The organism is Flavobacterium faecale, assembly GCF_048320115.1.
In the GTDB taxonomy this organism is placed as follows: domain Bacteria; phylum Bacteroidota; class Bacteroidia; order Flavobacteriales; family Flavobacteriaceae; genus Flavobacterium; species Flavobacterium faecale_A.
The window spans coordinates 2,266,964-2,291,524 of the sequence record NZ_CP182943.1 but is presented as its reverse complement, the minus strand read 5'-3'; the positions used below and the strand labels follow the sequence as shown (position 1 = coordinate 2,291,524).

The window sequence follows — 24,561 nt, the reverse complement described above, 5'->3', positions numbered from 1 at the left end:
TTTTTTATGATGTGCTTTTAATTACAAAATTGCAAACACACTTCTGTACTTGTAGAGAATTACTTCACCTATTGGGATTTTTAATTAAATATTGACAAATAATTATATCTGGACGAAGTTGACAAGTATCACATTAGGGTAAATTATTAAGTCTAGAAATTACAGAAATCTTTAGATAAATAGCTGCTAATGAAGAAAACAACTCCACTTCACAAAAAAAACCATTAAAAAATCAAGCAAATGATTTCTTAATGGTTTTTAATTATTATGCTAAAACTTAAACCTTATTGTAAAACGATTTAAAGACTCAAATTTTGATATACAAATTCGTATTCTAAATCTTCTTCCTCAATATAGTCCGTTAGTTTTGAAATATTCCCTACTACTTCCCCAATAACGATAATGGCTGGGGATAAAATTTGTTGGTCTTTAACTAAGTTTTCGATGGTGCTGATAGTTCCAATCACTTTCTTTTGATCCGCTCTAGTACCATTTTGGATGATTCCAATAGGCAAGTCATCCGTTCTGTTGGCTTGATAAACCGCTACAATTTCGCTTAGTTTATGCATACCCATCAAGATAACCACCGTTGCAGAGGATTGTGATGCTAATACCACATCATTAGATAATTTATGGTCAGAAGTAGTTCCAGTAATTACCCAAAAACTTTCGGCTACTTTACGTTGTGTTAGGCTTATTCCGTTCAATGCAGGCACTCCCATAGAAGAAGATATTCCTGGCACAATCGCCGTTTCTAATCCATTTTCACTAGCAAAAGCGATTTCCTCACTTCCACGTCCAAAAACAAATGGGTCGCCCCCTTTTAATCGTACCACATGACCGTGTTGGTAAGCCATGGCAACAATCAGTTCGTTAATTTGGTCTTGACTATACGCATGACAACCCAAGCGCTTGCCTACAAATACAATTTCGGCTCCCGAAGCATACTGCAATAAGTCTTCGTTGACTAAGGCATCATACAAAACCACATCCGCAGCTTCTAATGCTTTAATCGCTTTCACAGTAATCAACTCCACATCACCTGGTCCCGCTCCTACTATCGTTAATTTTGGTGTTTTTGACTTATTCATATTATCATCGTTTAATAATTTGAAAATAAATTTCGCTCTTTTTACATAACGTCTCAAAAATCGCATCCTTAGTTCCAAATTTGATTAATAAAATTTTCTACGTATAAATACTTAACAAATATAAGTATTATTTCAAAACATACGTAGAAAACAATCAAATTTTACTTTCCAGAAATGAATTTTGTTGTTTTTTAAGCTAAAATCTTACTACAAAAAATCTTCTAAGGCTTTTTCAATAATACTCAGGCACTCATTTATTTGTTCTTCAGTGATAACTAATGGCGGTGCCAAACGAATCTTATTGCCATGCGTTGGCTTAGCCAACAATCCTAAATCTCTAAATTTCAAACAGATATTCCATGCCAAATCAGACTCTTCATTGCTATCTATCACAATCGCATTCAACAATCCCTTCCCTCTTACTAAAGTGATTAACGGATTTTTTTCGGCTATTTTATTGAGTCCTGCTCTTAAAATAACACCTAATCGTTCCGCATTTTCAGCAAGTTGCTCTTCTTTTACTACTTCAAGCGCCGCCACGGCAACGGCTGCTGCCACTGGATTTCCTCCAAAAGTAGAACCGTGTTGCCCTGGTTTTATGACATTCATCACAACATCATTGGCCAAAACCGCCGAAACAGGATAAACACCTCCTGAAATAGCCTTCCCCAAAATCAAAATATCAGGTTGTACATTTTCATGATGCACCGCTAATAATTTTCCTGTACGAGCAATTCCTGTCTGAACCTCATCGGCTATAAACAATACATTGTATTGTTCACAAAGCGCTTTGGCTTTCGCTAAATAACCTTCAGAAGGTACATAAACGCCCGCTTCACCCTGAATAGGTTCCACTAAGAACCCCGCAATATTTTTTGAAGACGCTAAGGTCTTTTCTAAAGCTTCTAAATTGTCATACGGAATTTTAATAAACCCTTCTGTATAAGGACCAAAATTCTTGCGAGCACCTTCATCATTTGAAAACGAAATAATCGTAGTGGTTCTCCCGTGAAAATTATTTTCGCACACTACAATTTGTGCTTGATTTTCATCAATTCCTTTTACCTCATAGGCCCATTTTCTACAAATCTTCAAAGCCGTTTCAACTGCTTCGGCTCCCGTATTCATCGGCAACACCTTATCAAAACCAAAATAATTTGTAATGTACTCTTCATAATTCCCTAATTGGTCATTATAAAAGGCACGTGATGTTAGGGTCAACGTTTGTGCTTGCTGCACCATAGCTTCAACAATCTTAGGATGACAATGCCCTTGATTTACAGCAGAATAAGCAGACAAAAAATCAAAATATTTTTTCCCATCAACATCCCAAACATACACTCCTTCTCCACGTTCCAGTACTACTGGTAAAGGGTGATAATTATGAGCGCCATACTTGTTTTCCTTGTTGATTAATTGAGTCGATTTTGTTGAAAGTTCTTGCTGAATTTGTTCCATGTTACTGTTTTTGAGTGCTTATAAAATGCAAAAATAAGGCTATTTTTTAACTTAAGGACCTAAAGTACTCCTAAAACCAACCCTTTCTACCCCAAATCGCCCTATTTACCGTTAAAATCTCAGTCGCAGTTCTAACCTCTCAAAATAAAATGTACTTTCGCATTGAGATAAATTTGAATTCATTTCATTAAATAGTAACATCTCAACTCATAAACATCTTTTGCATAAACCATTTAAGCTATGAAAAATAAGATCTTTATTTTAATTGTACTGCTTACTCTTTCCTGTGCCAATGTACGCTTAACTGAAACAAAAACAGTAGTCGACGCAAGCACTTATATGAATTCCATTACTGAAAATGAATTAAAAGAACATCTTTACATTATAGCTTCTGATTCTATGCAAGGACGTCAAACTGGATCGCTGGGCCAGAAAAAAGCAGCTGACTACTTAGCCAAACACTATCAAAAAAATGAAATTCCATACCCTGAAAGCTTACAAACTTATTTCCAAAAAGTACCTTCCAAAGCATTAAGAACGAGAAATGGACAATACCTAAATGAATCCGAAAATGTTTGTGCGTTTATAAAAGGGACTGAAAAGCCTGAAGAAATCATTGTGCTTTCTGCCCACTATGACCACATTGGTACCAAAAACGAACTCATTTTTAATGGAGCCGACGATAATGGAACAGGAACTGCTGCCTTATTAGAAATTGCTCAAGCCTTTAAAATCGCGGAGAAAAACGGGCACAAACCAAAACGTTCCATTTTATTCTTACATGTTACTGGAGAAGAACATGGCTTATTAGGTTCTAAATATTATTCCGAAAATCCCATTTTCCCCTTAGCCAACACGGTAAGCAATATCAACATCGATATGATTGGTCGCAGAGACGTAGAACACAGCAAATCTAACAATTATGTCTACGCCATAGGCGCCGAACGTTTGTCCACTGAGCTTTATAATATGCTAGTGGCTACCAATGAAAAATACACCAAGCTGGATATTGATTATAGGTTTACTGCTGATTACGACCCTAATCAATACTACACCCGTTCAGACCATTATAATTTTGCAAAACACGGAATTCCATCTGTATTCTTTTTTAATGGGGTCCATGCTGATTACCATAGAGCAACTGACACCCCTGATAAAATAGAACTAGACGCTTTAAAAAAGAGAACACAACTCGCGTTTGTATTAGCATGGGAACTCGCCAATAGAGAAAACCGAATTAAAGTGGACAAATAATTATTCTAATGCAATAGAAAATATTGTGTGAAATGGAAAACAGATTAAACGGATCTACACAGATTTTTTTTTAATAGTATCATGTGCACTTATAAGAAATATAGCATTATTTCTTAATTTTTATCAATCCCGTTTTATAAAACGAAATGGCTTTTTGAATAACAGCTTCAATTTGTTCTATAGGCAAATCTTCATCCATGTCCAAAAGCATGATTTTCATTCTAGCTCTTTTTTCTTGTAGTAAAAACAATTCCTCAAACAATTTCCCTTCTACCAAGCTGATATAAGGTTGTTTATACTTTTTATGAAACCACAGATAACAAAACATCTTACCTTTGTAACTAAAAAAAGGACAGCCGTATTTCAAACTATGCGTAATATTATCATCTTGCTTTAATATGATATCACGCAAAGCCAAATAAATCCCTTTGAGTGGTTCTTCTTGTCTTTGATAAAATTCGTCTAGTGGTGTCATTTCTCAAATAATCCTATACTTCAAATATACCGAAAACTCACAAAAAAACCGCCAATTCTCATTGACGGTTTCCTTTTTATTCTTTACAGAAATTTATTTTTTTCCAAATTTCCACTCAAATTCATCTTTTTGATTGATGATAGCACCGATTTCAAATTTAACTACTTCATCAAATTCGGTTTGAAAGATAATCCAGTTTTCTTCGTTGAAGTAATTCTCAAACGTATCAAATTCTTCCTGAGTGAATTTAGTAATGTTTTTTGAAGCCAAATCTTTTTTAACATCACCTATTTTTTTTCCGATGATTTTGTTTCCAAATAATTCTAAATTAGCACTTGAAGCCACGATATAACCTAATTTAAAATCTTCGTCATGGTAAAAAGTTAGGCGCATTTTTAGGCTGTTGTACACTAAAATTTGGTGACCATCCTCATCTTTATATTCTTTTGTAGGTTTACCATAAAGCGTTACTACATCTTTTTGTTTCATCCCGAATAGCAACTTGTCTATTCCATTTTTGAGATTTATTTTCATTTTTTTTATTTAGGATTTAGTCCCGAAATTTCAGGATGGGATTTAGGATTTTCAAACCCCTATTTACACCAATTATCACTAATTATTTTCTTTTATGCTAACTGAACACTAACTAAAACTGACCACTGACAACTTATTCTTCTTCGTAATACTCATCGTAACGCGCTGGAACTTGCGGATCAAAAAGCGGGCATTTGAACTCCTCCATAATGCTTACTAATTTATCCATCGTTTTTCCTTGCGTCCCATAGCAATCTATAGCAACACTCAGAGGAGTTGTCTTTACTTGAAAAGCACCTTTCCCTTTTGGATTTTTCCAACTATCGGCATCTACTTTTTCCCAATCGGAGAAAACAGAGGCAATACGATTAAGAATCACTTGGACAGGAAGTAGCTCTAGTCCTTCAACGGTTTCTTCTTCAATTAAGGCTTCATAAACCAATTGATGATTGAGGTAAACCTCTTCTTGATATTGCCAAAAAACGAGTTCGTACATAATTCTAAAGTTACAAAGGTTCTGAGATTCTAGATACTAAGATTCCTATTGGACTGAAAACACTATAAACTCTCAGCAACTTAGTTCCTTAGCCTCTTAGCAACTCTTATATTAATACTCGAAAGTACCGTATTCGCTGGTAATTGTTAATTTCTTAGCATCTGCAGCTTCTACTCTACCCACGATTTGAGCATCTACATTGAAAGATTTGGAAATTGCAATAATATCTTGAGCAACCGCCTCAGGAACATATAATTCCATGCGATGACCACAGTTGAATACTTGGTACATTTCCTTCCAGTCCGTTTTAGATTGCTCTTGAATCAATTGAAACAAAGGTGGCACTGGAAACAAATTGTCTTTAATAATGTGAAGATTGTTCACAAAATGCAAGATTTTAGTTTGCGCTCCTCCACTACAATGCACCATTCCGTGAATATCGTCGGCGTTGTATTTGTCTAAAATTTTCTTGATTATTGGCGCATAGGTACGTGTTGGCGAAAGAACCAATTGTCCAGCATCAATAGGTGAGTTTTCTACAGCATCTGTCAATTTCACTTGACCTGAATAGATTAATTCGTTTGGCACGGCTGCATCATAACTTTCAGGGTATTTAGTAGCCAAATATTTTTCGAAAACATCATGACGAGCCGATGTTAATCCATTACTACCCATTCCGCCATTGTATCCTTTTTCATAAGATGCTTGACCAAAAGAAGCCAATCCTACAATCACATCCCCTGTTTGAATATTGGCGTTGTCAATTACTTTAGCACGAGGCATACGAGCGGTTACTGTTGAATCCACAATAATAGTACGAACAATATCACCCACATCAGCGGTTTCTCCTCCTGTAGAATGAATCGTAACTCCAAAAGAGTCCAATTCTTTTATTAATTCCTCAGTCCCGTTGATGATTGCTGAAATAACTTCGGCTGGAATCAAGTTTTTATTTCTTCCAATTGTAGAAGAAAGCAAAATATTATCTGTAGCTCCTACACATAATAAGTCGTCAATATTCATGATTAACGCGTCTTGGGCAATCCCTTTCCATACAGACAAATCACCTGTTTCTTTCCAGTACATATATGCTAGAGAGGATTTTGTTCCTGCTCCATCAGCATGCATAATCAAGCAATAATCCTCATCCTGAGTCAAATAATCAGGAACAATTTTACAAAATGCTTGAGGAAATAAACCTTTATCAATGTTTTTTATGGCGTTATGCACATCTTCTTTGGATGCCGAAACCCCACGTAGGGCATATCTTTTTGAAGTATCTGAACTCATGAATTGTTATTATGTAAGTGGTTTTGACCAACTAGTTTGCGTGCGCAAAGATAATAAAAGAATATAGATTTTTGATTGAAGATTTAGGAAGCTTACAATTGAGTCTCAAGGTTATCACTAAAAAAAACATTAACAAAACTTTTGTTTAATCTTTTACTTTAATGATTAAACATTTATTACCTTTACTTTCAAATCCAAATAAGCAGCAATCATGGCAAGTAAAAAAACAAAAGCAGATAAAGAAAGTATCATATCTATGTATATGAACTATAGTCTAGAACACAGTAAAAAACCAGATTCCGTCTATCTATTTGCTAAAGAAAACAACATTTCGGAGGCAGATTTTTACAAAGAATTTGGAACACTAGAAGCAGTTGACAAGGCTATTTTTAGTTTGTTTTTTTCAAAAACCACCGATTTGATTCAAAAAGACCCAGCTTATTTAGATTACGAAACCAAAAATAAACTTTTGAGTTTCTACTTTACTTTTTTCGAAATGCTAACTATGAATCGTTCTTATGTAATCTTGACACTTAAAGAACATAAAAACATATTGAAAAACCTATCCCAACTTGGACCGCTACGTACAGAATTCAAAAAATTCATTGCTGAAATACTGGACGAAAACTACCTTCTAAAACAAGAAAAAGTACAAGAAATACAACTCAAGGGATTACAAGAGAGTGCTTGGATTCAGTTTTTACTAACCTTAAAATTTTGGATGGAAGATGATTCAGCTGCTTTTGAAAAAACTGACATTTACATTGAAAAATCAGTGAAATTGAGTTTTGAATTGATCAATATAGCACCTATTGATAGTTTGCTTGATTTTGGCAAATTTCTTTTTAAAGAAAAAATACAAAAAATGTAATGAAGTCACTAGACCGTATTCCCACCTCTAAGATTGAACGCGCTACTAAATTGGTACAAACTGGTGCTAAAGTAGGCGTTAACTATATCAAATATTATGGCGAAAAAATTGTCAACTCTGAACTTACTAAAGATAAGTTGAACGAAAGCAATGCTGCTGACATTTACGATGGACTCAAAGATTTGAAAGGAAGCGCTCTTAAAGTAGCGCAAATGTTGAGTATGGACAAAAACTTTTTGCCACAGGCTTATGTCGAGAAATTTTCATTGTCACAATTTTCAGTACCGCCACTTTCAGCTCCTTTAGTATTAAAAACATTCAAAAATAGCTTGGGTAAAAATCCCCATGAAATATTTGATGAATTCAACGACAATTCGGTCAATGCAGCAAGCATCGGACAAGTACATCAAGCTGTAAAACAAGGCAAAAAACTAGCCGTTAAAATTCAATACCCTGGTGTTGCCAACAGTATTTCATCTGATTTAGCAATGGTCAAACCAGTGGCAATTAGAATGTTCAACCTACAAGGAAAAGATTCGGATAAATATTTCAAAGAAGTTGAAGACAAACTGATTGAAGAAACGAACTATACGCTGGAATTGAAACAAAGCCAAGAAATTGAAGCCGCTTGCAAACATATTCCGAACTTGATAATGCCACAATACTATCCTGAATATTCCTCTGACAAAATACTCACGATGGACTGGATGGAAGGAGTTCATCTATCCGAATTTAAAAATAATGACCCTATTATTGCCAATCAACTAGGTCAAGCACTTTGGGACTTTTATATGTTTCAAATTCATATTCTTAAAAAAGTACACGCTGACCCTCATCCTGGGAATTTTTTAATTAACAAAGCAAACCAACTTGTAGCTCTTGATTTTGGTTGTATGAAGACAATCCCTGAGTCCTTCTACATCCCTTATTTCGAATTGGTAGACACAAAAATCCTCAATAATCCACAACTTTTTGAAACCAAACTTACGGATTTAGAAATCATCAAATCTGAGGACACTCAAGAAGAAAAAGAGTATTTCACACAAATGTTTTATGACTTGCTAGCGCTATTTACACAGCCTTTTCAATCAGAAACATTCGATTTCTCTGACGGTATATTTTTCGAAAAAATAGCACAATTGGGAGAGCGTTTTTCCAAAGACACCAATCTTAAAAAAATGAATGGCAACCGAGGATCTAAACATTTTATCTATATGAATCGTACGTTCTTTGGCTTATACAACCTACTTTTTGACCTAAAAGCCAATATCATTGTCAATCAATATAAAGAATTAAAACATTGAAAGCCAAACTAACCAACAAAGACAGCGACCGAATTATCGAAATGGCTTGGGAAGATCGAACGACATTTGATGCCATTTTATTTCAATTTGGACTGAATGAACAAGAAGTCATCAATCACATGCGACTGGAATTAAAACCTTCCAGCTTCAAACGTTGGCGTGCAAGAGTACAAGGTCGCAAAACCAAACATGCACAATTAAGAACTTTTAGCGAAGGCCGTTTTAAATGTAGCAGACAAAGACAAATTAGCCAAAATAAAATATCCAAAAGATGAAAAACATACTAATCATTGGCGGCAGCAAAGGAATAGGAAAAGCAATTGCAGAACAACAACTTCTAAACCAAAACGTTACCAATATCAGCAGAACAGCACCCGAAATAACTCATGCAAATCTCACTCATTTTTCACTGGACATTACTCAAGATGAGCTACCTGAAATAGAAGCATTAGACAGTATTATTTATTGTCCGGGAACTATCAACTTAAAGCCCATTTCTGGATTGAGTCTAGACGATTTTAGACATGATTTTGAGGTTAACGTAATTGGAGCGATCAAAACCATCCAAAAATATTTGCCCGTTCTTAAAAAAGGAAACAAACCTTCCATTCTATTATTCAGTACTGTTGCAGTAAAACTTGGAATGCCTTATCACGCCAGTGTAGCCACTTCCAAGGCAGCAATTGAAGGATTAGTAAAATCTTTAGGAGCCGAATTAGCTCCAAACATCCGAATCAATGCAATAGCGCCAACGATTACAGACACCTCCTTGGCCGCAAACATCCTGCGCAACGACCGCATGAGAGACAACATGACAGAACGCCATCCTATGAAAGGCTTCTTAAACACACAAGAAGTGGCCGCAATGGCCTGCTTCTTAATTTCAGACCAAGCTCAATCCATGTCAGGACAGATTATCCCAATGGATTATGGCATTGTTACTTTTAAATTATAATAACAAAAAACGGGCTATCTACCTCTGTAGATAACCCGTTTCAAAAAAATATTTAAGAAATTAATTCTTTATCATTTTAGAATCATAGGTGTTTTTATTTGTCAATAGTTTGACAAAATAAACTCCTTGAATCAATTGAGAGACATTTACTTTCTCGTCACTATTTCGAGAAGAAAAAGATTGCTCTTTAACAATTTTACCAGCCATATCAGAAATAATGACTTTTGAAATCATTTCATTGGATACTGATAAAACAAACTCTTCCTTCACAGGATTAGGATAAATCTCAATACTTTTTGTCGCGGCTACTTCTTTCGAAAATTCTACATCAATTTTATCAGCTTTCAATCCATTCAAGATAGCATCAATAATTTGTTCTCGTTGCTCATCAGATACTTTAGTAGATACTGCATTTTTAGCCGTGGTATTAAAGGTCAGTTGATACGTAAAATCACTTGCATAACACTCACATTCTGGCGTGTACATTCCTACGATATATAGTTTATTGTTTGCAAAAGCATACCCAGGAAAAGTAGTTGTAAGATTCCAAGGTATTAGCGATGGAGTTCCTGCAAATGGTGGTAGATTACTTCCTGTATTGTTTCCGTGTGCAAAAGTACTCCAATCAATCACTATTGACGGATAAGAACTTACCTCAGCCACAAACCAGTGGTATTTTCTACAATCCCCTTTAATAGTATCATCTGTAGTTGAAATTGTATTTACTGAACCTATAATTGCATTGTTTGTACCGTCATGTTGTACCGTAATAGCAAGTCCTGGATCACTCAAAATCCCCACATAAATATCATCAATTGCTAAATCATTTCCGTCACCATTACCCATTTCATCAAGATAGATTCGAATAGTTTCTGTAGTTCCAGATGCTGTAAAAGTCATGTTTTCATTTTGCCATGCACAAGCATTAGTAGTCGCCATATTTATCGTGAATACTGGAGAACTCGTAGTTCCTGCCTCCATTCGAACTTTTGGTAAAATATCAAAAGTACATTGCTTCATGTTTTTAAAATTAGCACAAAAACGGTATGTTTCCCCTTTTCTTAACCCAGTAATCGTTTGCTCCCAAATAACAGAAGAACCCGATTGCTGCGTTTTCCCATTTACAGTCAAATATCTAGAATTGGACGCGTAAGTCACGGGGTCAACACAATACGAATGATCTGTAACCGCTGCTCCAAAAGCCGCTGCTGTATTTATAACATTATATTGCCCAGGATTGGTTGCTGCATTTAAGGAATAAGCACTTGAAAAACCTGTGTTACCTGCCTCAAAATTTCCATTACTCACCAAATTATCAGCATCACAACAGAAAGAACCCAAATCGTTATCACAAAAACAAATATCATTATTTAAACCCGCTACCTGACCATATTGCACTCCTAAAACTGGCTTTGTAGAATACTGAACTACCGTTTGTACATTTCCATTTAAGTCAATTAAATCAAAAGTTAATTTAGCCACCACATCATAACATGTACCTACCGTTTGGATAGGAAAATCAGTAGCAGTAACATCTATAGTATAATTTGACCCCACAACAGTTGTTGCTGGAATGGTATTTAATAAAGTACCACTTTGATAGATTTCAAAACTAATAGAAACATTCGAAGCCAAAGCAGGTACCGTAAATGTTCCATTAAAAGTTTGTTTCGGCTCAATACAATCACGTCCTTTCAAACTTAAATCAATGGTGCCTTCTGAGGTATTTTTACAGGTTGTACAGGTTTCATCAATATAAGTATATCCATTATGCGCTCCAGCCGAACAATCTGAATTAATAAACATCACCACAACCTCTTGTCCGATGTGACTGGATAAATCTAAATAAGCACAACGCCAATTTCTATAGTATTTCACCCCTTCGGTCGGAGAATTAGTGGTGCTAATAAAAGGATTCGAAGGAGCCGCAACATCTACTATTTTATCAATCGTAACTCCCGACATATCAACAGCCTCAGCCACAAAAAACACTTCGGTTCCGTTTGGAGTTCCATCAGTATTAGAGTGACTCTTATCCATCACCATAGCATATTGGAAATAATATTTTGCATTTGCTGGTGTAACTACAAAACGCTTCGCTACTCCTTCAGCACCATAACCTGGCTGATTATTTCCTAAACGAAGTGATTGCGTACCCAAAGATCCTGGGGCTGTTTTAGACATCGAAAAAGAGGGAGTTGAAGCTAACAACAATGCATCAGTACCAACGGTTTCGATAGCCGTAAAATTTTGTCCACTTCCTAAACCAGTGTAAGGCAAAGCCAAAACGCCTGGATTCAAAATCAATCCATTTTCAATAGGAAGTGTGGTTATACCATGTTTTAAACTCAAACCTGTCCAACCACTGTAGCCACTTTCAAAACCAGAATTAAAACAAGGATCTTGAGATACTTTGATGTTTTGCAAAATGGATAGTATTTGAGAAGATGATTTAAAAGAGGGAGTCATTTGATTTTTAATAAATTGCTCAATCTCTCTTGATTTCACATCTTTAGTCCAACTCACATCATATTCATAATGTAGTTTAGTATTTCCAACAGTTATCAAGGTGTCTTGGTATTTTTGAGCCGTTACTGACCCCGCTAATAAAATAAACAATACGGTGACTAGGTGTACAATTGTTTTCATAATAAATAATTTTAAGATTAATAGAACAGTTTTTGTCGAATACGTATCTATATCAATCTAGAAAAACAATTGTTACCCCCTTTATTAAAAAAATTACACAAAAAAAATGCCTGTCGGAGATTTGACAAGCATTTTTCTATATTAAGAGTTAATAAAAATCACTATTTGGTCAACAACAATTCTCTATATTTTGTCAAAGTCCATAATTCATTATCCACCAAAAGTTCTAATTTATCACAATGTTCACGGATGATTTCAAAGTAAGGCTTCACGTTGTTGCAATATGCTTCGGCCATTTTTTGTGCATCTTCTAAAGCATTTGCTTTCTTTCTTTCATTAATCATTTCAACCACTTTTGTATTGATACCTTCGATATGTTTCGAAATCGTTTTGATTAATACAATTTGTTCTTTAGCAATCGTCTCAAATTCGGTTCCAAAAATATCTTTCAATCCTTTAACATTTTCAATCAAAGTGTTTTGGTAACGAATGGCTGTTGGAATCACGTGATTCGTAGCAATATCACCCAAAACACGTCCTTCAATTTGAATTTTCTTCACGTATTCCTCAAGTTCAATCTCGTAACGAGCTTCTACTTCGACATGATTCATGATTCCCATTTCAGAGAATAATTCCAATGCTTGTTTTGAAATTTTAGCCTTTAAAGCTTCAGGTGTGGTTTTAAAATTACTCAAACCTCGTTTCGCTGCTTCAGCTTCCCAAGCTTGGCTATATCCATCACCCTCAAAAAGAATTCTTCTCGATTTTTTGATGTATTCTCTAAGTACATTAAAGATGGCATCATCTTTTTTCATGGCCTTAGCGTCAATTAAAGCATCTACCTCAACTTTAAAATCTTTCAATTGCTTGGCAACTATAGTATTCAAAGTCGTCATAGAATTCGAACAGTTTGCAGAAGAACCTACCGCTCTAAATTCGAATTTATTTCCTGTAAAGGCAAAAGGCGAAGTTCTATTTCTATCGGTATTATCCAAGATTACTTCAGGAATTTTACCTACTACATTTAGTTTTAAATCGGTTTTTTCCTCTGGAGATAATTTTCCTTTGGTCACCTCTTTTAATTCGTCTAAAACTTTTGTTAATTGCTCTCCAATAAATACCGAAATTATCGCAGGTGGCGCTTCATTTGCCCCTAAACGATGGTCGTTACTAGCGGTTGCAATCGAAGAACGCAATAAAGATTCGTAATCATTTACCGCTTTGATAGTATTTATAAAAAAGGTCAAAAATTGTAAATTAGTCATCGGCGTTTTACTCGGACTCAACAAATTAATCCCCGTATCTGTAGCCAACGACCAGTTGTTATGCTTTCCAGAACCATTTACACCTTTAAATGGTTTTTCGTGTAACAATACTTTTAAATGATGTCTTTCTGCCACTTTTTGCATCACATCCATTAATAGTGAATTGTGATCAACCGCTAAATTAGTTTCTTCAAAAATAGGTGCAAATTCGAATTGATTAGGCGCTACCTCGTTGTGTCTTGTCTTAACAGGAATCCCAAGCAACATACATTCTTGTTCCAAATCCCTCATATAAGTCAATGCGCGCGTTGGAATAGCCCCAAAATAGTGATCGTCTAGCTGTTGCCCTTTGGCAGAAGTATGTCCTAATAAGGTTCTTCCCGTCATCATGATGTCTGGACGAGATTCGGCCAAAGCTTTATCAATCAAAAAATATTCCTGCTCCCATCCTAAGGTTGCGGTTACTTTTTTAACATTTTTGTCAAAATATTTACAAACCTCAGTAGCTGCTTCATCGATTGCCGACAAGGCTCTTAACAAAGGAATTTTATTATCTAAAGCTTCACCTGTATAAGATATAAAAACCGTAGGGATGCAAAGTGTTGTTCCAAAAATAAAAGCTGGCGAGGTAGGATCCCAAGCGGTATATCCTCTTGCTTCAAATGTATTACGAATACCCCCATTAGGAAAACTAGAAGCATCTGGTTCTTGTTGTACCAATTGAGCACCACCAAATTTCTCAACAGTTTCACTACCGTCAAAAGACATATCAAAAAAAGCGTCGTGTTTCTCCGCAGTTGCACCAGTTAGAGGTTGAAACCAGTGTGTATAATGAGTCACTCCCTTAGACAGTGCCCATTCTTTCATTCCCATAGCAATATAATCCGCTAATTTTCTATCAATTTTTGTTCCGTGCTGAATAGCACTTTGCACTGCTTTATAAGCATCAGAAGTCAAATATTGCTTCATCGCAAATTGATTAAAAACATTTGAACCAAAAATGGCTGATTTTCTTCCAGTTTCTTCAAAATGAACTGGTTTCCTTGCTGAAGCTTCTTTCAAAGCCTGAAAACGAATTGTTGACATATAGTTTACTTATTTCAGATTGAATTCTATAATTTTCACAAAGATAACAAAGAATTAATGGCTATTATAATAAAGAAGCAGTCAGCTCTTAATTTTTTACACAATTAATTGTTACACCCCCTCAAAATGAATTTTTCCAAATTATCCCCCATGAAAATTGTAGTAATCAAAAAAATAAGTTGCAAAGAAATATTTTACACCCCCTAATTTTCCCCTCTAAAAAAAAACTATTATATTTGCGCTGTTTTAAAATCATTAAATTAATTTACAATATTATGACTAAAATAAAATTAGAATACCTTTGGTTGGATGGATACGAACCAACACAAAACCTAAGAAGCAAAACTAAAGTTGAAGAGCACGAAAACTTTCAAGGGACATTAGAAGAGATCGGAAACTGGTCTTTTGACGGTTCATCTACTAAGCAAGCTGAAGGAGGTTCTTCTGATTGCCTTTTAGTACCAGTAGCTATCTACCCAGATCCAGAACGTTTGAACGGATACTTGGTAATGTGTGAAGTTATGAATGCTGATGGAACACCACATTCTTCTAACGGAAGAGCTACTATTGACGATGATAATGATGATTTCTGGTTTGGTTTCGAACAAGAGTACTTCATCATGGATACTAAAACTTTATTACCATTAGGATTCCCTGTTGGAGGTTACCCTGCTCCACAAGGTATGTACTACTGTTCAGTAGGTGGAAAAAACACGCACGGAAGAAAATTAGTTGAAGAGCACGCTGATTTATGTATCGCTGCAGGTCTTAACTTTGAAGGAATCAACCAAGAGGTTGCTTGCGGACAATGGGAATACCAATTATTTGCAAAAGGTGCTAAAAAAGCAGGTGATGAAATCTGGGTTTCTAGATATTTATTAGATCGTTTGACTGAGAAATATGGTTACTACATTGAATACCACCCAAAACCACTAGGTGATACTGACTGGAATGGTTCAGGTATGCACGCTAACTTCTCTAACGAAGTATTAAGAACATGTGGTTCTAAAGAAACTTATGAGAAAATCTGTGAGGCTTTCCGTCCAGTTACTAAAGAACACATTGCTGTTTACGGTGCTTTCAACGACCAACGTTTAACTGGTAAACACGAAACTGCTTCTATCAACGATTTCTCTTATGGAGTATCTGACAGAGGATGTTCTATCCGTATTCCTTTGATGACTGTTCAAAAAGGATGGAAAGGATGGTTAGAAGACAGAAGACCTGCTTCAAACGGTGACCCATACAAAATCGCTGCAAGAATCATCAAAACAGTTAAATCTGCTTTGTAATTTCTTCTCTGAAATAATAAAAATGCCTTCAATTTTTTTGAAGGCATTTTTTTTTGCTTTTAACCCAATTAAGAAATAAATTCTAGCTACTTATCTATCATAGCTAATAAGATGATTCACAAGACGTAATCTCCATTATATTTTTTTATTTAAAAAAAAATCTTATATTTAATACACAATACAACATTAGACCCTCACAAATTATTAACTTATAATAAATTTATATTATGAAAAACTTAAGTATATTATGTCTACTAATAGTCGCTCTTGGATTCGAGAGTTGCAAAAACAATGAAAGCAAAAAAAACACAGAACCACGGGTTGCCGAATTCGAAGAACCAACAAATACAGAATGCTATCAAGCTATTTACCAAGAGGACACCCTAGACCTAAAATTAAACACTATGAAAGATGGTGATATTAAGGGCCAAATGGTAATGAATATTGTTAACAGACAAAAAAAAATTGGTGAATTAGTGGGTAAATTTCGTGGCGACACTTTGTTTGCGAGTTACACCTTTACCTTGGAAAAAAACAAAAAAGTCACCTATAAAAATCCTATGGCATTTCTTAAAAAAGACAATCAACTTATTCTAGGAAATGGCAAAATAGAAACTTCAATGGGAGCCTCTTATTTTGTTAAAGATTCACCTATTGATTTTGACAAAGTAAAATACAAATTCTCACCAATAGATTGTGCTGAATTTCCTGAAACTATGAATGAGACCGAATAAAAACTTTCTTTATACGATCTTTCTCTTCAACTAGTGATTTTTTATTCAAAATCAAATTCAGCCCTAAATCATTTTAAAAAAAAAGCATCATACACAATTAAAGCCCTATTTAATTCCTTTGTATAAATACTAAAAGTGCCTTAAAAACTAATCGTGGCACTTTTTTTTATGCTCAATCCTCATTCCTTTTCAAAACTTAGAAAAAAGACGAAAAATAAACATTCAAAAAAGTATCTTTACATTTCTTAAATGTAATATATCATGATTGTTTGGATTTGTTTTTTATTGGCCATTCTTTTATTTTTAGCCCTAGATTTAGGTGTTTTTAACAAGACTCCACATGAAATTAGCTCCAAAGAAGCGGGAAAATGGACCGCCATTTGGGTTACTTTATCCTTTATCTTTTCGGCGGTTGTCTATTGGCTATATCAAAACAACTATATAAATAATCCTGACCAGCTCAAACCAACGGTTGCCTCCATGAAATACATCACTGGGTATCTCATTGAGTTATCGCTGAGTGTAGACAATATTTTTGTGATTGCCATCATATTTTCTGCCTTTAAAATCCCTAAGAAATACCAACATCGCGTCTTATTTTGGGGAATCTTAGGTGCCATCTTTTTTAGAGGTCTTATGATTTATTTTGGAGTTTTAATCATCAATAAATTTGCTTGGACTACCTATATTTTTGGAACTTTTTTAATTTATACGGCAATCAAAATGCTTTTCTCGAATGAGGAGGAAGAATTCAAACCTAAAAACTCTTTTGTCTACCGCTTATTAAATAAATTCACTCCAATCACAAACAAAATGGACGGTGAACATTTTTTCATCAAAATAGATAAAATAAAATACGCAACACCTTTGTTTGTGGCTTTAATTGTCATAGAAGTAATGGATATTATTTTTGCTTTAGATAGCGTTCCTGCAATTTTGGCCATTACCTCAGATCCCTTTTTAGTTTTCAGCTCAAACATTTTTGCGATTCTAGGACTCCGTTCCATGTATTTCTTTTTAGCAAATATGCTAGAAAAATTCAGTTATCTTGAATACAGTTTAATTGCCATATTATTTTTTGTCGGACTAAAGATGCTCATCCATGATTGGGTTAAATTCCCTGAATGGGTTTCATTAACCTTTATCGCTTTGTCACTTATCACAGGAATCATTATTTCTTTACGTTCTAACAAGAAAAAAACCTAATACAGTAAACCACAGTAACTATTGTTTAAAGTATCGATATTTCAGAAGGCAAACGGCCATAAAAAAAGAGAACCATTTAGTTCTCTTTTTTTATGGATTCCAATCAACCTACTAGAATTCCACTTTTTGGATATCTTTTTCTTTGACTTCTAAAGCAGCCATTACTTCGTTATAATTTGTTACATCAACTGACTTTGAAAAACTTCCTGGAACAATCACTATTCTCAAAACCTGATTGTTTCTAAATTCAGTTGAAACAGATTGCAAATCGTTACCTACCATGTACACATTAACATCAAACTTTGTAAAGTCAAAACGGTATCCAAAATCCAATGTCCCATTATTAAAATAAAAACTTTCAGGTAACAACTTCCAAACATCAGCCCCCTGATAAACACCGCTTAATCTATACACCAATACTACATCCGAATTAAATATAGCAGGACTTAGATTAATAACCCTTGCATAATCATTGGATGAATTAAATGAGGTTTCAACCTCAAAAACTTCACTGATAGTATCATTATCTACTTCTTCAGTACAACTTTGAAGTGCAACAATTCCCAAAAGGGAAAAAAGTAAAATTATCTTTTTCATGACTTTGAATTTTTATAGTTATCTGTTTAACTTATATCCATTTATTGTGCCAAACTTTTTTTGATGATTTTTTAAGCTCTGAAAAACAACCTTAATCCTACTATAAAAAGCAATGAATTAGTCGTTATACTAGATTTAAAAAAATCTAATTATCAATAACTTACTAAAGTACACAGCAGATTATCAAATAAAACCAAAACTCAATACCGTGATTAAATCTTTAATAGTTATAACAACAAAAAAACATCCGCCGAAACGGATGTTTTGAAATTTAAGATTAAACATTTATTAATTGGAAGACATCACTTTCTTAATGCTACTACCTCTATCGGTAGTTAATTTCACAATGTATACTTGCTCTTGTTCTAAAGTTGAACCTATAGTTACAGTAACTTCTTTGTTCAAATAGCTTTTAGTATCTACCATCGTGAACACTAATTCGTTTTGAGAATTAAATATTTCGATAGTTACATCAGAAACATAATCAAAATCATATTTAATTGTTAATTGACCTTGAAAAGGTACTGGATAAGCTGTAAAGCTAGCCACATCAGCAGTTTTAGCAGCTAATTCAACAGTATCCAACACTGGACATTCTAATGGCTCAATATCATATCCTACAAAAATTCTACATTCATCAAAAGCATTGTTGATTAAATCTACCATTCCTGCAATTTGTGATAATGAAAGACCATTAGTAGAACCTCCTCCTAAAGCTTGGTTGGCTAAATTATATAAACCTTGAACTGTTGCATTAGCACCTAAGGCATTTACAACTGGAGCTGAGATAGTGTAATATTTGTATTCATTATTAACAGTTCCATCTGGATTACAAGTACGTGCTTTAGGAATATCTGAACCACAACCTCCATCCGGAGTTGCTATGGCAATTGTACCTGCTTTTAATTCAAAGTCACCTAGCGCACTGTTTATACCAATATTAAGACCTAAAGCGATGGTTTGAGCTAATAGTGTATTACTAATTCTACCTTTTTTCAACATACTATTAGGCAAGCTACTGATAGAGAACAATCCATTATTAGGGTTGCTTGGTAGTACACTACTTCCTCCACCACCTGGCATAACAGAAATAAGAGCGTTGATATCAGTATCATTATTCATAATTGACACATGACGTACACCTTGTATACCCACATACATGGTACCTCCATAAGAAGCCAAAGCTTTAGCAATAAGCTCCTTAGTTGTGTATTGTTTGAACTCACCTTCTAGATCAGGAGCACAAGACATACCTCCTGCGTTACCATAGTAACCTTGCGTATAAGTACATAGCGCTTTAGAACAAATATCGACAGCTACAGTGACTGGTTGTATATGTGAACAACCTGCAGCGGTCGTTGCTTTTATATAATACATTCCAGATACTGACACAGCATTTGGATTAACCAAGGGTATAGTTGCGTCGGCATTTGTCCAATAGGTCAATGTTGCACCATGTAATGTACTTCCAGATGTTACTGCAGGTACAGTCAAATCAACTGTTAATGGATCACAAACGTTGGCTGGATTATTAACTACTAAAACAGGCAATGGATTGACAGTAACAGTTACCAACGTACGAGGACCTTCACAACCTGTGGCTGTAATTTTGGCTCCTGCATAAGCTGAACTAGTTCCAACGGCTGTTCTTGAAGGTGCTGTGGTAACAGATCCTCCTGTTGCTGCTGTGTACCATATTAGGGTCTCACCTGCTCCTACCGTTGCTGAACCTGTTTTTACTGTATTATCAAAACAAGCTGTCACATTAGTACCTGTTGGTGCTTCTGGCAATGGATTGATAGTAACAGTTACCAGTTTACGAGGACCTTCACAACCTGTGGCTGTAATTTTGGCTCCTGCATAAGCTGAACTTGTTCCAACAGCTGTTCTTGAAGGTGCTGTGGTAACAGATCCTCCTGTTGCTGCTGTGTACCATATTAGGGTCTCACCTGCTCCTACCGTTGCTGATCCTGTTTTTGCCGTATTATCAAAACAAGCTGTCACGTTAGTACCTGTTGGTGCTTCTGGCAATGGATTGATAGTAACAGTTACCAGTGTACGAGGGCCTTCACAACCAGTGGCTGTAATTTTGGCTCCTGCATAAGCTGAACTTGTTCCAACAGCTGTTCTTGAAGGTGCTGTGGTAACAGATCCTCCTGTAGCTGCTGTGTACCATACAATGGTCTCACCTGCAGCGGCGGTTGCTGATCCAGTTTTTGCTGTATTATCAAAACAAGCTGTCACATTAGTACCCGTTGGTGCTTGTGGCAATGGATTAATAGTAACGGTTACCAGCGTACGTGGACCTTCACAACCTGTGGCTGTAATTTTGGCTCCTGCATAAGCTGAACTAGTTCCAACTGCTGTTCTTGAAGGCGCTGTGGTAACAGATCCTCCTGTAGCTGCTGTGTACCATATTAGGGTCTCACCTGCTCCTACCGTTGCTGTACCTGTTTTTGCCGTATCATCAAAACAAGCTGTCACGTTATTACCTGTTGGTGCTTGTGGCAATGGATTTATAGTAACGGTTACCAACGTACGTGGACCTTCACAACCAGTGGCTGTAATTTTGGCTCCTGCATAAGCTGAACTTGTTCCAACAGCTGTTCTTGAAGGTGCTGTGGTAACAGATCCTCCTGTAGCTGCTGTATACCATATTAGGGTCTCACCTGCAGCGGCGGTTGCTGATCCAGTTTTTGCTGTATTATCAAAACAAGCTGTCACGTTAGTACCTGTTGGCGCTTGTGGTAATGGATTGATAGTAACGGTTACCAACGTGCGAGGACCTTCACAACCTGTGGCTGTAATTTTGGCTCCTGCATAAGCCGAACTAGTTCCAACTGCTGTTCTTGAAGGCGCTGTGGTAACAGACCCTCCTGTAGCTGCTGTGTACCATACAATGGTCTCACCTGCAGCTGCCGTTGCTGACCCAGTTTTTGCTGTATTATCAAAACAAGCTGTCACATTAGTACCCGTTGGTGCTTGTGGCAATGGATTAATAGTAACGGTTACCAGCGTACGTGGACCTTCACAACCTGTGTTTGGATTTTTGGCTCCTGCATAAGCTGAACTTGTTCCTACGGCTGTTCTTGAAGGCGCTGTGGTAACAGATCCTCCTGTAGCTGCTGTGTACCATATTAGGGTCTCACCTGCTCCTACCGTTGCTGATCCAGTTTTTGCTGTATTATCAAAACAAGCTGTCACATTAGTACCCGTTGGTGCTTCTGGCGATGGATTAATAGTAACAGTTACCAGCGTACGTGGGCCTTCACAACCTGTGGCTGTAATTTTGGCTCCTGCATAAGCTGAACTAGTTCCAACGGCTGTTCTTGAAGGTGCTGTGGTAACAGATCCTCCTGTAGCTGCTGTGTACCATACAATGGTCTCACCTGCGGCGGCCGTTGCTGATCCAGTTTTTGCTGTATTATCAAAACAAGCTGTCACGTCAGTACCGGTTGGCGCTTGTGGCAATGGATTGATAGTAACGGTTACCAGCGTACGAGGACCTTCACAACCTGTGGCTGTAACTTTGGCTCCTGCATAAGCCGAACTTGTTCCAACGGCTGTTCTTGAAGGTGCTGTGGTAACAGATCCTCCTGTAGCTGCTGTGTACCATATTAGGGTCTCACCTGCTCCTACCGTTGCTGATCCTGTTTTTGCCGTATTATCAAAACAAGCTGTCACGTTAGTACCTGTTGGTGCTTGTGGCAATGGATTGATAGTAACAGTTACCAACGTACGTGGACCTTCACAACCAGTGGCTGTAATCTTGGCTCCTGCATAAGCTGAACTTGTTCCAACGGCTGTTCTTGAAGGCGCTGTGGTAACAGATCCTCCTGTAGCTGCTGTATACCATACAATGGTCTCACCTGCAGCTGCCGTTGCTGACCCAGTTTTTGCTGTATTATCAAAACAAGCTGTCACGTTAGTACCTGTTGGCGCTTGTGGCAATGGATTGATAGTAACAGTTACCAGCGTACGTGGACCTTCACAACCAGTGGCTGTAATCTTGGCTCCTGCATAAGCTGAACTAGTTCCAACTGCTGTTCTTGAAGGCGCTGTGGTAACAGACCCTCCTGTAGCTGCTGTGTACCATATTAGGGTCTCACCTGCAGCTGCCGTTGCTGATCCTGTTTTTGCTGTATTATCAAAACAAGCTGTCACGTCAAGACCTGTTGGCGCTTGTGGCAATGGATTTACCGTAATATCTAGCTCCGCAAAACCAAAGCAACCAGGATTTGACAAACTCTCAGAACGAGCATAAATATGAGTCACTCCTGGAGTATATGCCGTTGGGTCAATGATTTTATCCGTATAATTAGCATCTCTGAAGTACTCAATCGGACCAGCTGTTGTAGATGCCCCTGTAGTCAGATTAACAGCTACACCGGCGCAAGCCGCCTTAGGAGTAACAGTTACAACTGGTTGATTTCCTGTATCACCAAACAAGTAAGGTCCTGCAAAGTCTTTTAATTCACTACCAAACGCACTCTCATTTGGACCACCACCACTAGAACGGGTTTTGATTAATAAACTTCCGAGTAAATTTGAACAGGGAGATTGTTCACCTCTTTTATCCAATCCAAAAGCAGTCAAATTAATTCCGATTTCAACAAATTGATATCGTACATATCCATTTATAGCATCTGGCCCTGGTCCGTAAAAACTACCCCAAGGAGGTGCCATAGTAATTGAGCTAGCATCGGTTATAAAATCATCATTAACTCTACCCCACACATTTGTACCTCCTGCTACTGGATTAATAGCGGCATAACCAAATACACCTGATTCAGTTCCTTTTTCAAAAGCTACATTTTTATCTACATTGAAAGGTCTTCCTGCTTTGGTGTTATCAAAAGCATCAAAAGTGGCTTGACTCATCCATACCCTAATTCTAACTGACGGAACATTTCCTCCATTAATATAATCAACAGAAATAATAATAGTTCCAGGTACGTTAACACTTCCGTCATCGTTAAATGTAAAGGCAGTACGTCCACCGTCTGGACCTGTTTTCCCAGGAATATTTAAGTCCGCTGGTGTTTCCAGTGCGGTACGAAAAAATTCAAAGTCGAGGTGTTTATTACCATTAGTAACAACTAATGAAGCCCCTGCATAAGCCCAAAGAGTCGTAAATGGCCTAGGGTCGTTTAATGTAGGCGATTTAAGTCCTTCTCCCCTAATATGTGCATAGACATCAATAATATCATCTTTGGCAGGAACACTTCCCCCCGTACCTAGAGACCAAGTTGTTGGGTTATCTGCGTTTTTATCACCAGTCCCTGCAAAATAGGATTTTTCAGCACTACCACCCTTAACGAAGTTGTCTCGTCCATAAACGGCATCTAACCATAAATAATCACCAACTACTGGAAATGGAAATGGAGCAGTCGGAATGAATTTTGATTGTCTTAGCTGATAAGCAGTATTTGGTGTAGCTGGAACAGCATCTGATCTTGGATTAAGTCCCTGTTCATCAATTACTCCTAAACCTGAGCCTTCACCTGCGTTCGAAAACCAGTCATCAGTAGCAAGTTCTGCTGGGGGATCTGGAAGTGGATTTCCAAGGTTATTAGGGAATTGAAGTATTTTCGCATACGCATCCCCATCTATCCCAAAATTAGCTTTTACAGCTGAAGAACCTACATCCTGACCGTATCCATAAGGCATAGTAAATGTCAAAAACAATAAGGATAGAAAAAAATGAGTTTTTTAGAACACAATAGCGTCCATAAAAAACTCTTCCGACCATCACTACAACAGCAACGGGTCCCGCAATTCTCTTTTACATTTACACTTTTTATCGTGTAAATAATATCTTTTTTCATAATAATAGTATTTTTTTTTCATAAGAATCTATAATTAGGTAAATAGTAAAAAAGACTTGGGGTAAGCCCTCTTCATTTCCGTTAAGAAAATAAAGTTGTCAGTCAACAAAGAAATAGCAATTCTATCGAGAGAATAACACTAAGTCTTTACATATTTATAAGTCAATGTAAAAAGA

At 36.4% G+C, this 24,561-nt stretch carries 18 protein-coding genes; 8 read left to right on the top strand and 10 right to left on the bottom strand.

Annotated elements, in window-relative coordinates:
* Nucleotides 1–299 precede the first annotated feature (299 nt).
* Together cobA and rocD are read right to left on the bottom strand one after the other, a co-directional pair.
* The gene (gene cobA / locus ACNH59_RS09690; protein ID WP_418262345.1) at nt 300–1,091 is read right to left on the bottom strand and encodes a uroporphyrinogen-III C-methyltransferase; all 792 of its coding nucleotides are present in this window, start codon (nt 1,089–1,091) and stop codon (nt 300–302) included.
* Between the two features lie 207 nt (nt 1,092–1,298).
* Nucleotides 1,299–2,549, bottom strand: coding sequence for an ornithine--oxo-acid transaminase (rocD, locus tag ACNH59_RS09685; RefSeq protein WP_418262344.1), 1,251 nt, complete (start codon nt 2,547–2,549; stop codon nt 1,299–1,301).
* Nucleotides 2,550–2,789: 240 nt separating this feature from the next.
* Here rocD and ACNH59_RS09680 point away from each other — a divergent pair, with 240 nt between their 5' ends.
* On the top strand, nt 2,790–3,803 hold the full coding sequence (locus ACNH59_RS09680) for a M28 family metallopeptidase (protein ID WP_418262343.1): 1,014 nt from the start codon (nt 2,790–2,792) through the stop codon (nt 3,801–3,803).
* A 106-nt stretch (nt 3,804–3,909) separates the two neighbouring features.
* Here ACNH59_RS09680 and ACNH59_RS09675 read toward each other — a convergent pair whose 3' ends face one another.
* The 4 genes from ACNH59_RS09675 to ACNH59_RS09660 form a co-directional block, all read right to left on the bottom strand.
* Nucleotides 3,910–4,278 carry a DUF1801 domain-containing protein gene (locus ACNH59_RS09675; RefSeq protein WP_418262342.1) on the bottom strand — a complete coding sequence of 123 codons (369 nt, stop codon included), beginning with the start codon at nt 4,276–4,278 and terminating at the stop codon, nt 3,910–3,912.
* A 93-nt stretch (nt 4,279–4,371) separates the two neighbouring features.
* Entirely contained in the window at nt 4,372–4,812 is a 441-nt protein-coding gene (locus tag ACNH59_RS09670) for a hypothetical protein (protein ID WP_418262341.1), read from the bottom strand.
* A 133-nt stretch (nt 4,813–4,945) separates the two neighbouring features.
* Nucleotides 4,946–5,308: a hypothetical protein gene (locus tag ACNH59_RS09665; protein ID WP_418262340.1), complete on the bottom strand. Its 363-nt coding sequence runs from the start codon at nt 5,306–5,308 to the stop codon at nt 4,946–4,948.
* A gap of 111 nt (nt 5,309–5,419) precedes the next feature.
* Nucleotides 5,420–6,598, bottom strand: coding sequence for an AIR synthase related protein (locus ACNH59_RS09660; RefSeq protein ID WP_418262339.1), 1,179 nt, complete (start codon nt 6,596–6,598; stop codon nt 5,420–5,422).
* Nucleotides 6,599–6,809: 211 nt separating this feature from the next.
* Here ACNH59_RS09660 and ACNH59_RS09655 point away from each other — a divergent pair, with 211 nt between their 5' ends.
* From ACNH59_RS09655 to ACNH59_RS09640, 4 genes are read left to right on the top strand one after another with little or no spacing between them, the layout of a single operon-like run.
* Nucleotides 6,810–7,469, top strand: a complete 660-nt coding sequence (locus ACNH59_RS09655; RefSeq protein ID WP_418262338.1) for a TetR family transcriptional regulator C-terminal domain-containing protein — start codon at nt 6,810–6,812, stop codon at nt 7,467–7,469.
* Entirely contained in the window at nt 7,469–8,773 is a 1,305-nt protein-coding gene (locus ACNH59_RS09650) for an ABC1 kinase family protein (RefSeq protein ID WP_418262337.1), read from the top strand. Before ACNH59_RS09655 ends, ACNH59_RS09650 begins: the two co-directional genes overlap by 1 nt.
* The gene (locus ACNH59_RS09645) at nt 8,770–9,048 is read left to right on the top strand and encodes a TIGR03643 family protein (protein WP_418262336.1); all 279 of its coding nucleotides are present in this window, start codon (nt 8,770–8,772) and stop codon (nt 9,046–9,048) included. The genes ACNH59_RS09650 and ACNH59_RS09645 overlap by 4 nt, the downstream gene beginning before the upstream one ends.
* A complete protein-coding gene (locus ACNH59_RS09640; protein WP_418262335.1) occupies nt 9,045–9,728 on the top strand; it encodes an SDR family NAD(P)-dependent oxidoreductase in 684 nt (227 codons plus the stop codon). Before ACNH59_RS09645 ends, ACNH59_RS09640 begins: the two co-directional genes overlap by 4 nt.
* A gap of 60 nt (nt 9,729–9,788) precedes the next feature.
* On the opposite strand, the gene ACNH59_RS09635 is transcribed toward ACNH59_RS09640, so the two are convergent.
* The gene (locus tag ACNH59_RS09635; RefSeq protein ID WP_418262334.1) at nt 9,789–12,377 is read right to left on the bottom strand and encodes a T9SS type A sorting domain-containing protein; all 2,589 of its coding nucleotides are present in this window, start codon (nt 12,375–12,377) and stop codon (nt 9,789–9,791) included.
* 161 nt (nt 12,378–12,538) lie between these two features.
* A complete protein-coding gene (locus ACNH59_RS09630; RefSeq protein WP_418262333.1) occupies nt 12,539–14,728 on the bottom strand; it encodes a glutamine synthetase III in 2,190 nt (729 codons plus the stop codon).
* Nucleotides 14,729–15,003: 275 nt separating this feature from the next.
* On the opposite strand from ACNH59_RS09630, the gene ACNH59_RS09625 reads away from it, so the two are divergent.
* From ACNH59_RS09625 to ACNH59_RS09615, 3 genes are all read left to right on the top strand, one after another.
* Nucleotides 15,004–16,020 carry a glutamine synthetase beta-grasp domain-containing protein gene (locus ACNH59_RS09625; RefSeq protein ID WP_418262332.1) on the top strand — a complete coding sequence of 339 codons (1,017 nt, stop codon included), beginning with the start codon at nt 15,004–15,006 and terminating at the stop codon, nt 16,018–16,020.
* Between the two features lie 227 nt (nt 16,021–16,247).
* The gene (locus tag ACNH59_RS09620) at nt 16,248–16,754 is read left to right on the top strand and encodes a hypothetical protein (protein ID WP_418262331.1); all 507 of its coding nucleotides are present in this window, start codon (nt 16,248–16,250) and stop codon (nt 16,752–16,754) included.
* 261 nt (nt 16,755–17,015) lie between these two features.
* Nucleotides 17,016–17,960 (top strand): TerC family protein, encoded by a 945-nt coding sequence (locus tag ACNH59_RS09615; RefSeq protein WP_418262330.1) that lies wholly within the window; start codon nt 17,016–17,018, stop codon nt 17,958–17,960.
* A gap of 111 nt (nt 17,961–18,071) precedes the next feature.
* Here ACNH59_RS09615 and ACNH59_RS09610 read toward each other — a convergent pair whose 3' ends face one another.
* Both ACNH59_RS09610 and ACNH59_RS09605 read right to left on the bottom strand, forming a co-directional pair.
* Nucleotides 18,072–18,557 (bottom strand): hypothetical protein, encoded by a 486-nt coding sequence (locus ACNH59_RS09610; protein WP_418262329.1) that lies wholly within the window; start codon nt 18,555–18,557, stop codon nt 18,072–18,074.
* Nucleotides 18,558–18,845: 288 nt separating this feature from the next.
* Nucleotides 18,846–24,239, bottom strand: coding sequence for a hypothetical protein (locus ACNH59_RS09605; RefSeq protein WP_418262328.1), 5,394 nt, complete (start codon nt 24,237–24,239; stop codon nt 18,846–18,848).
* Between the last annotated feature and the right edge of the window lie 322 nt (nt 24,240–24,561).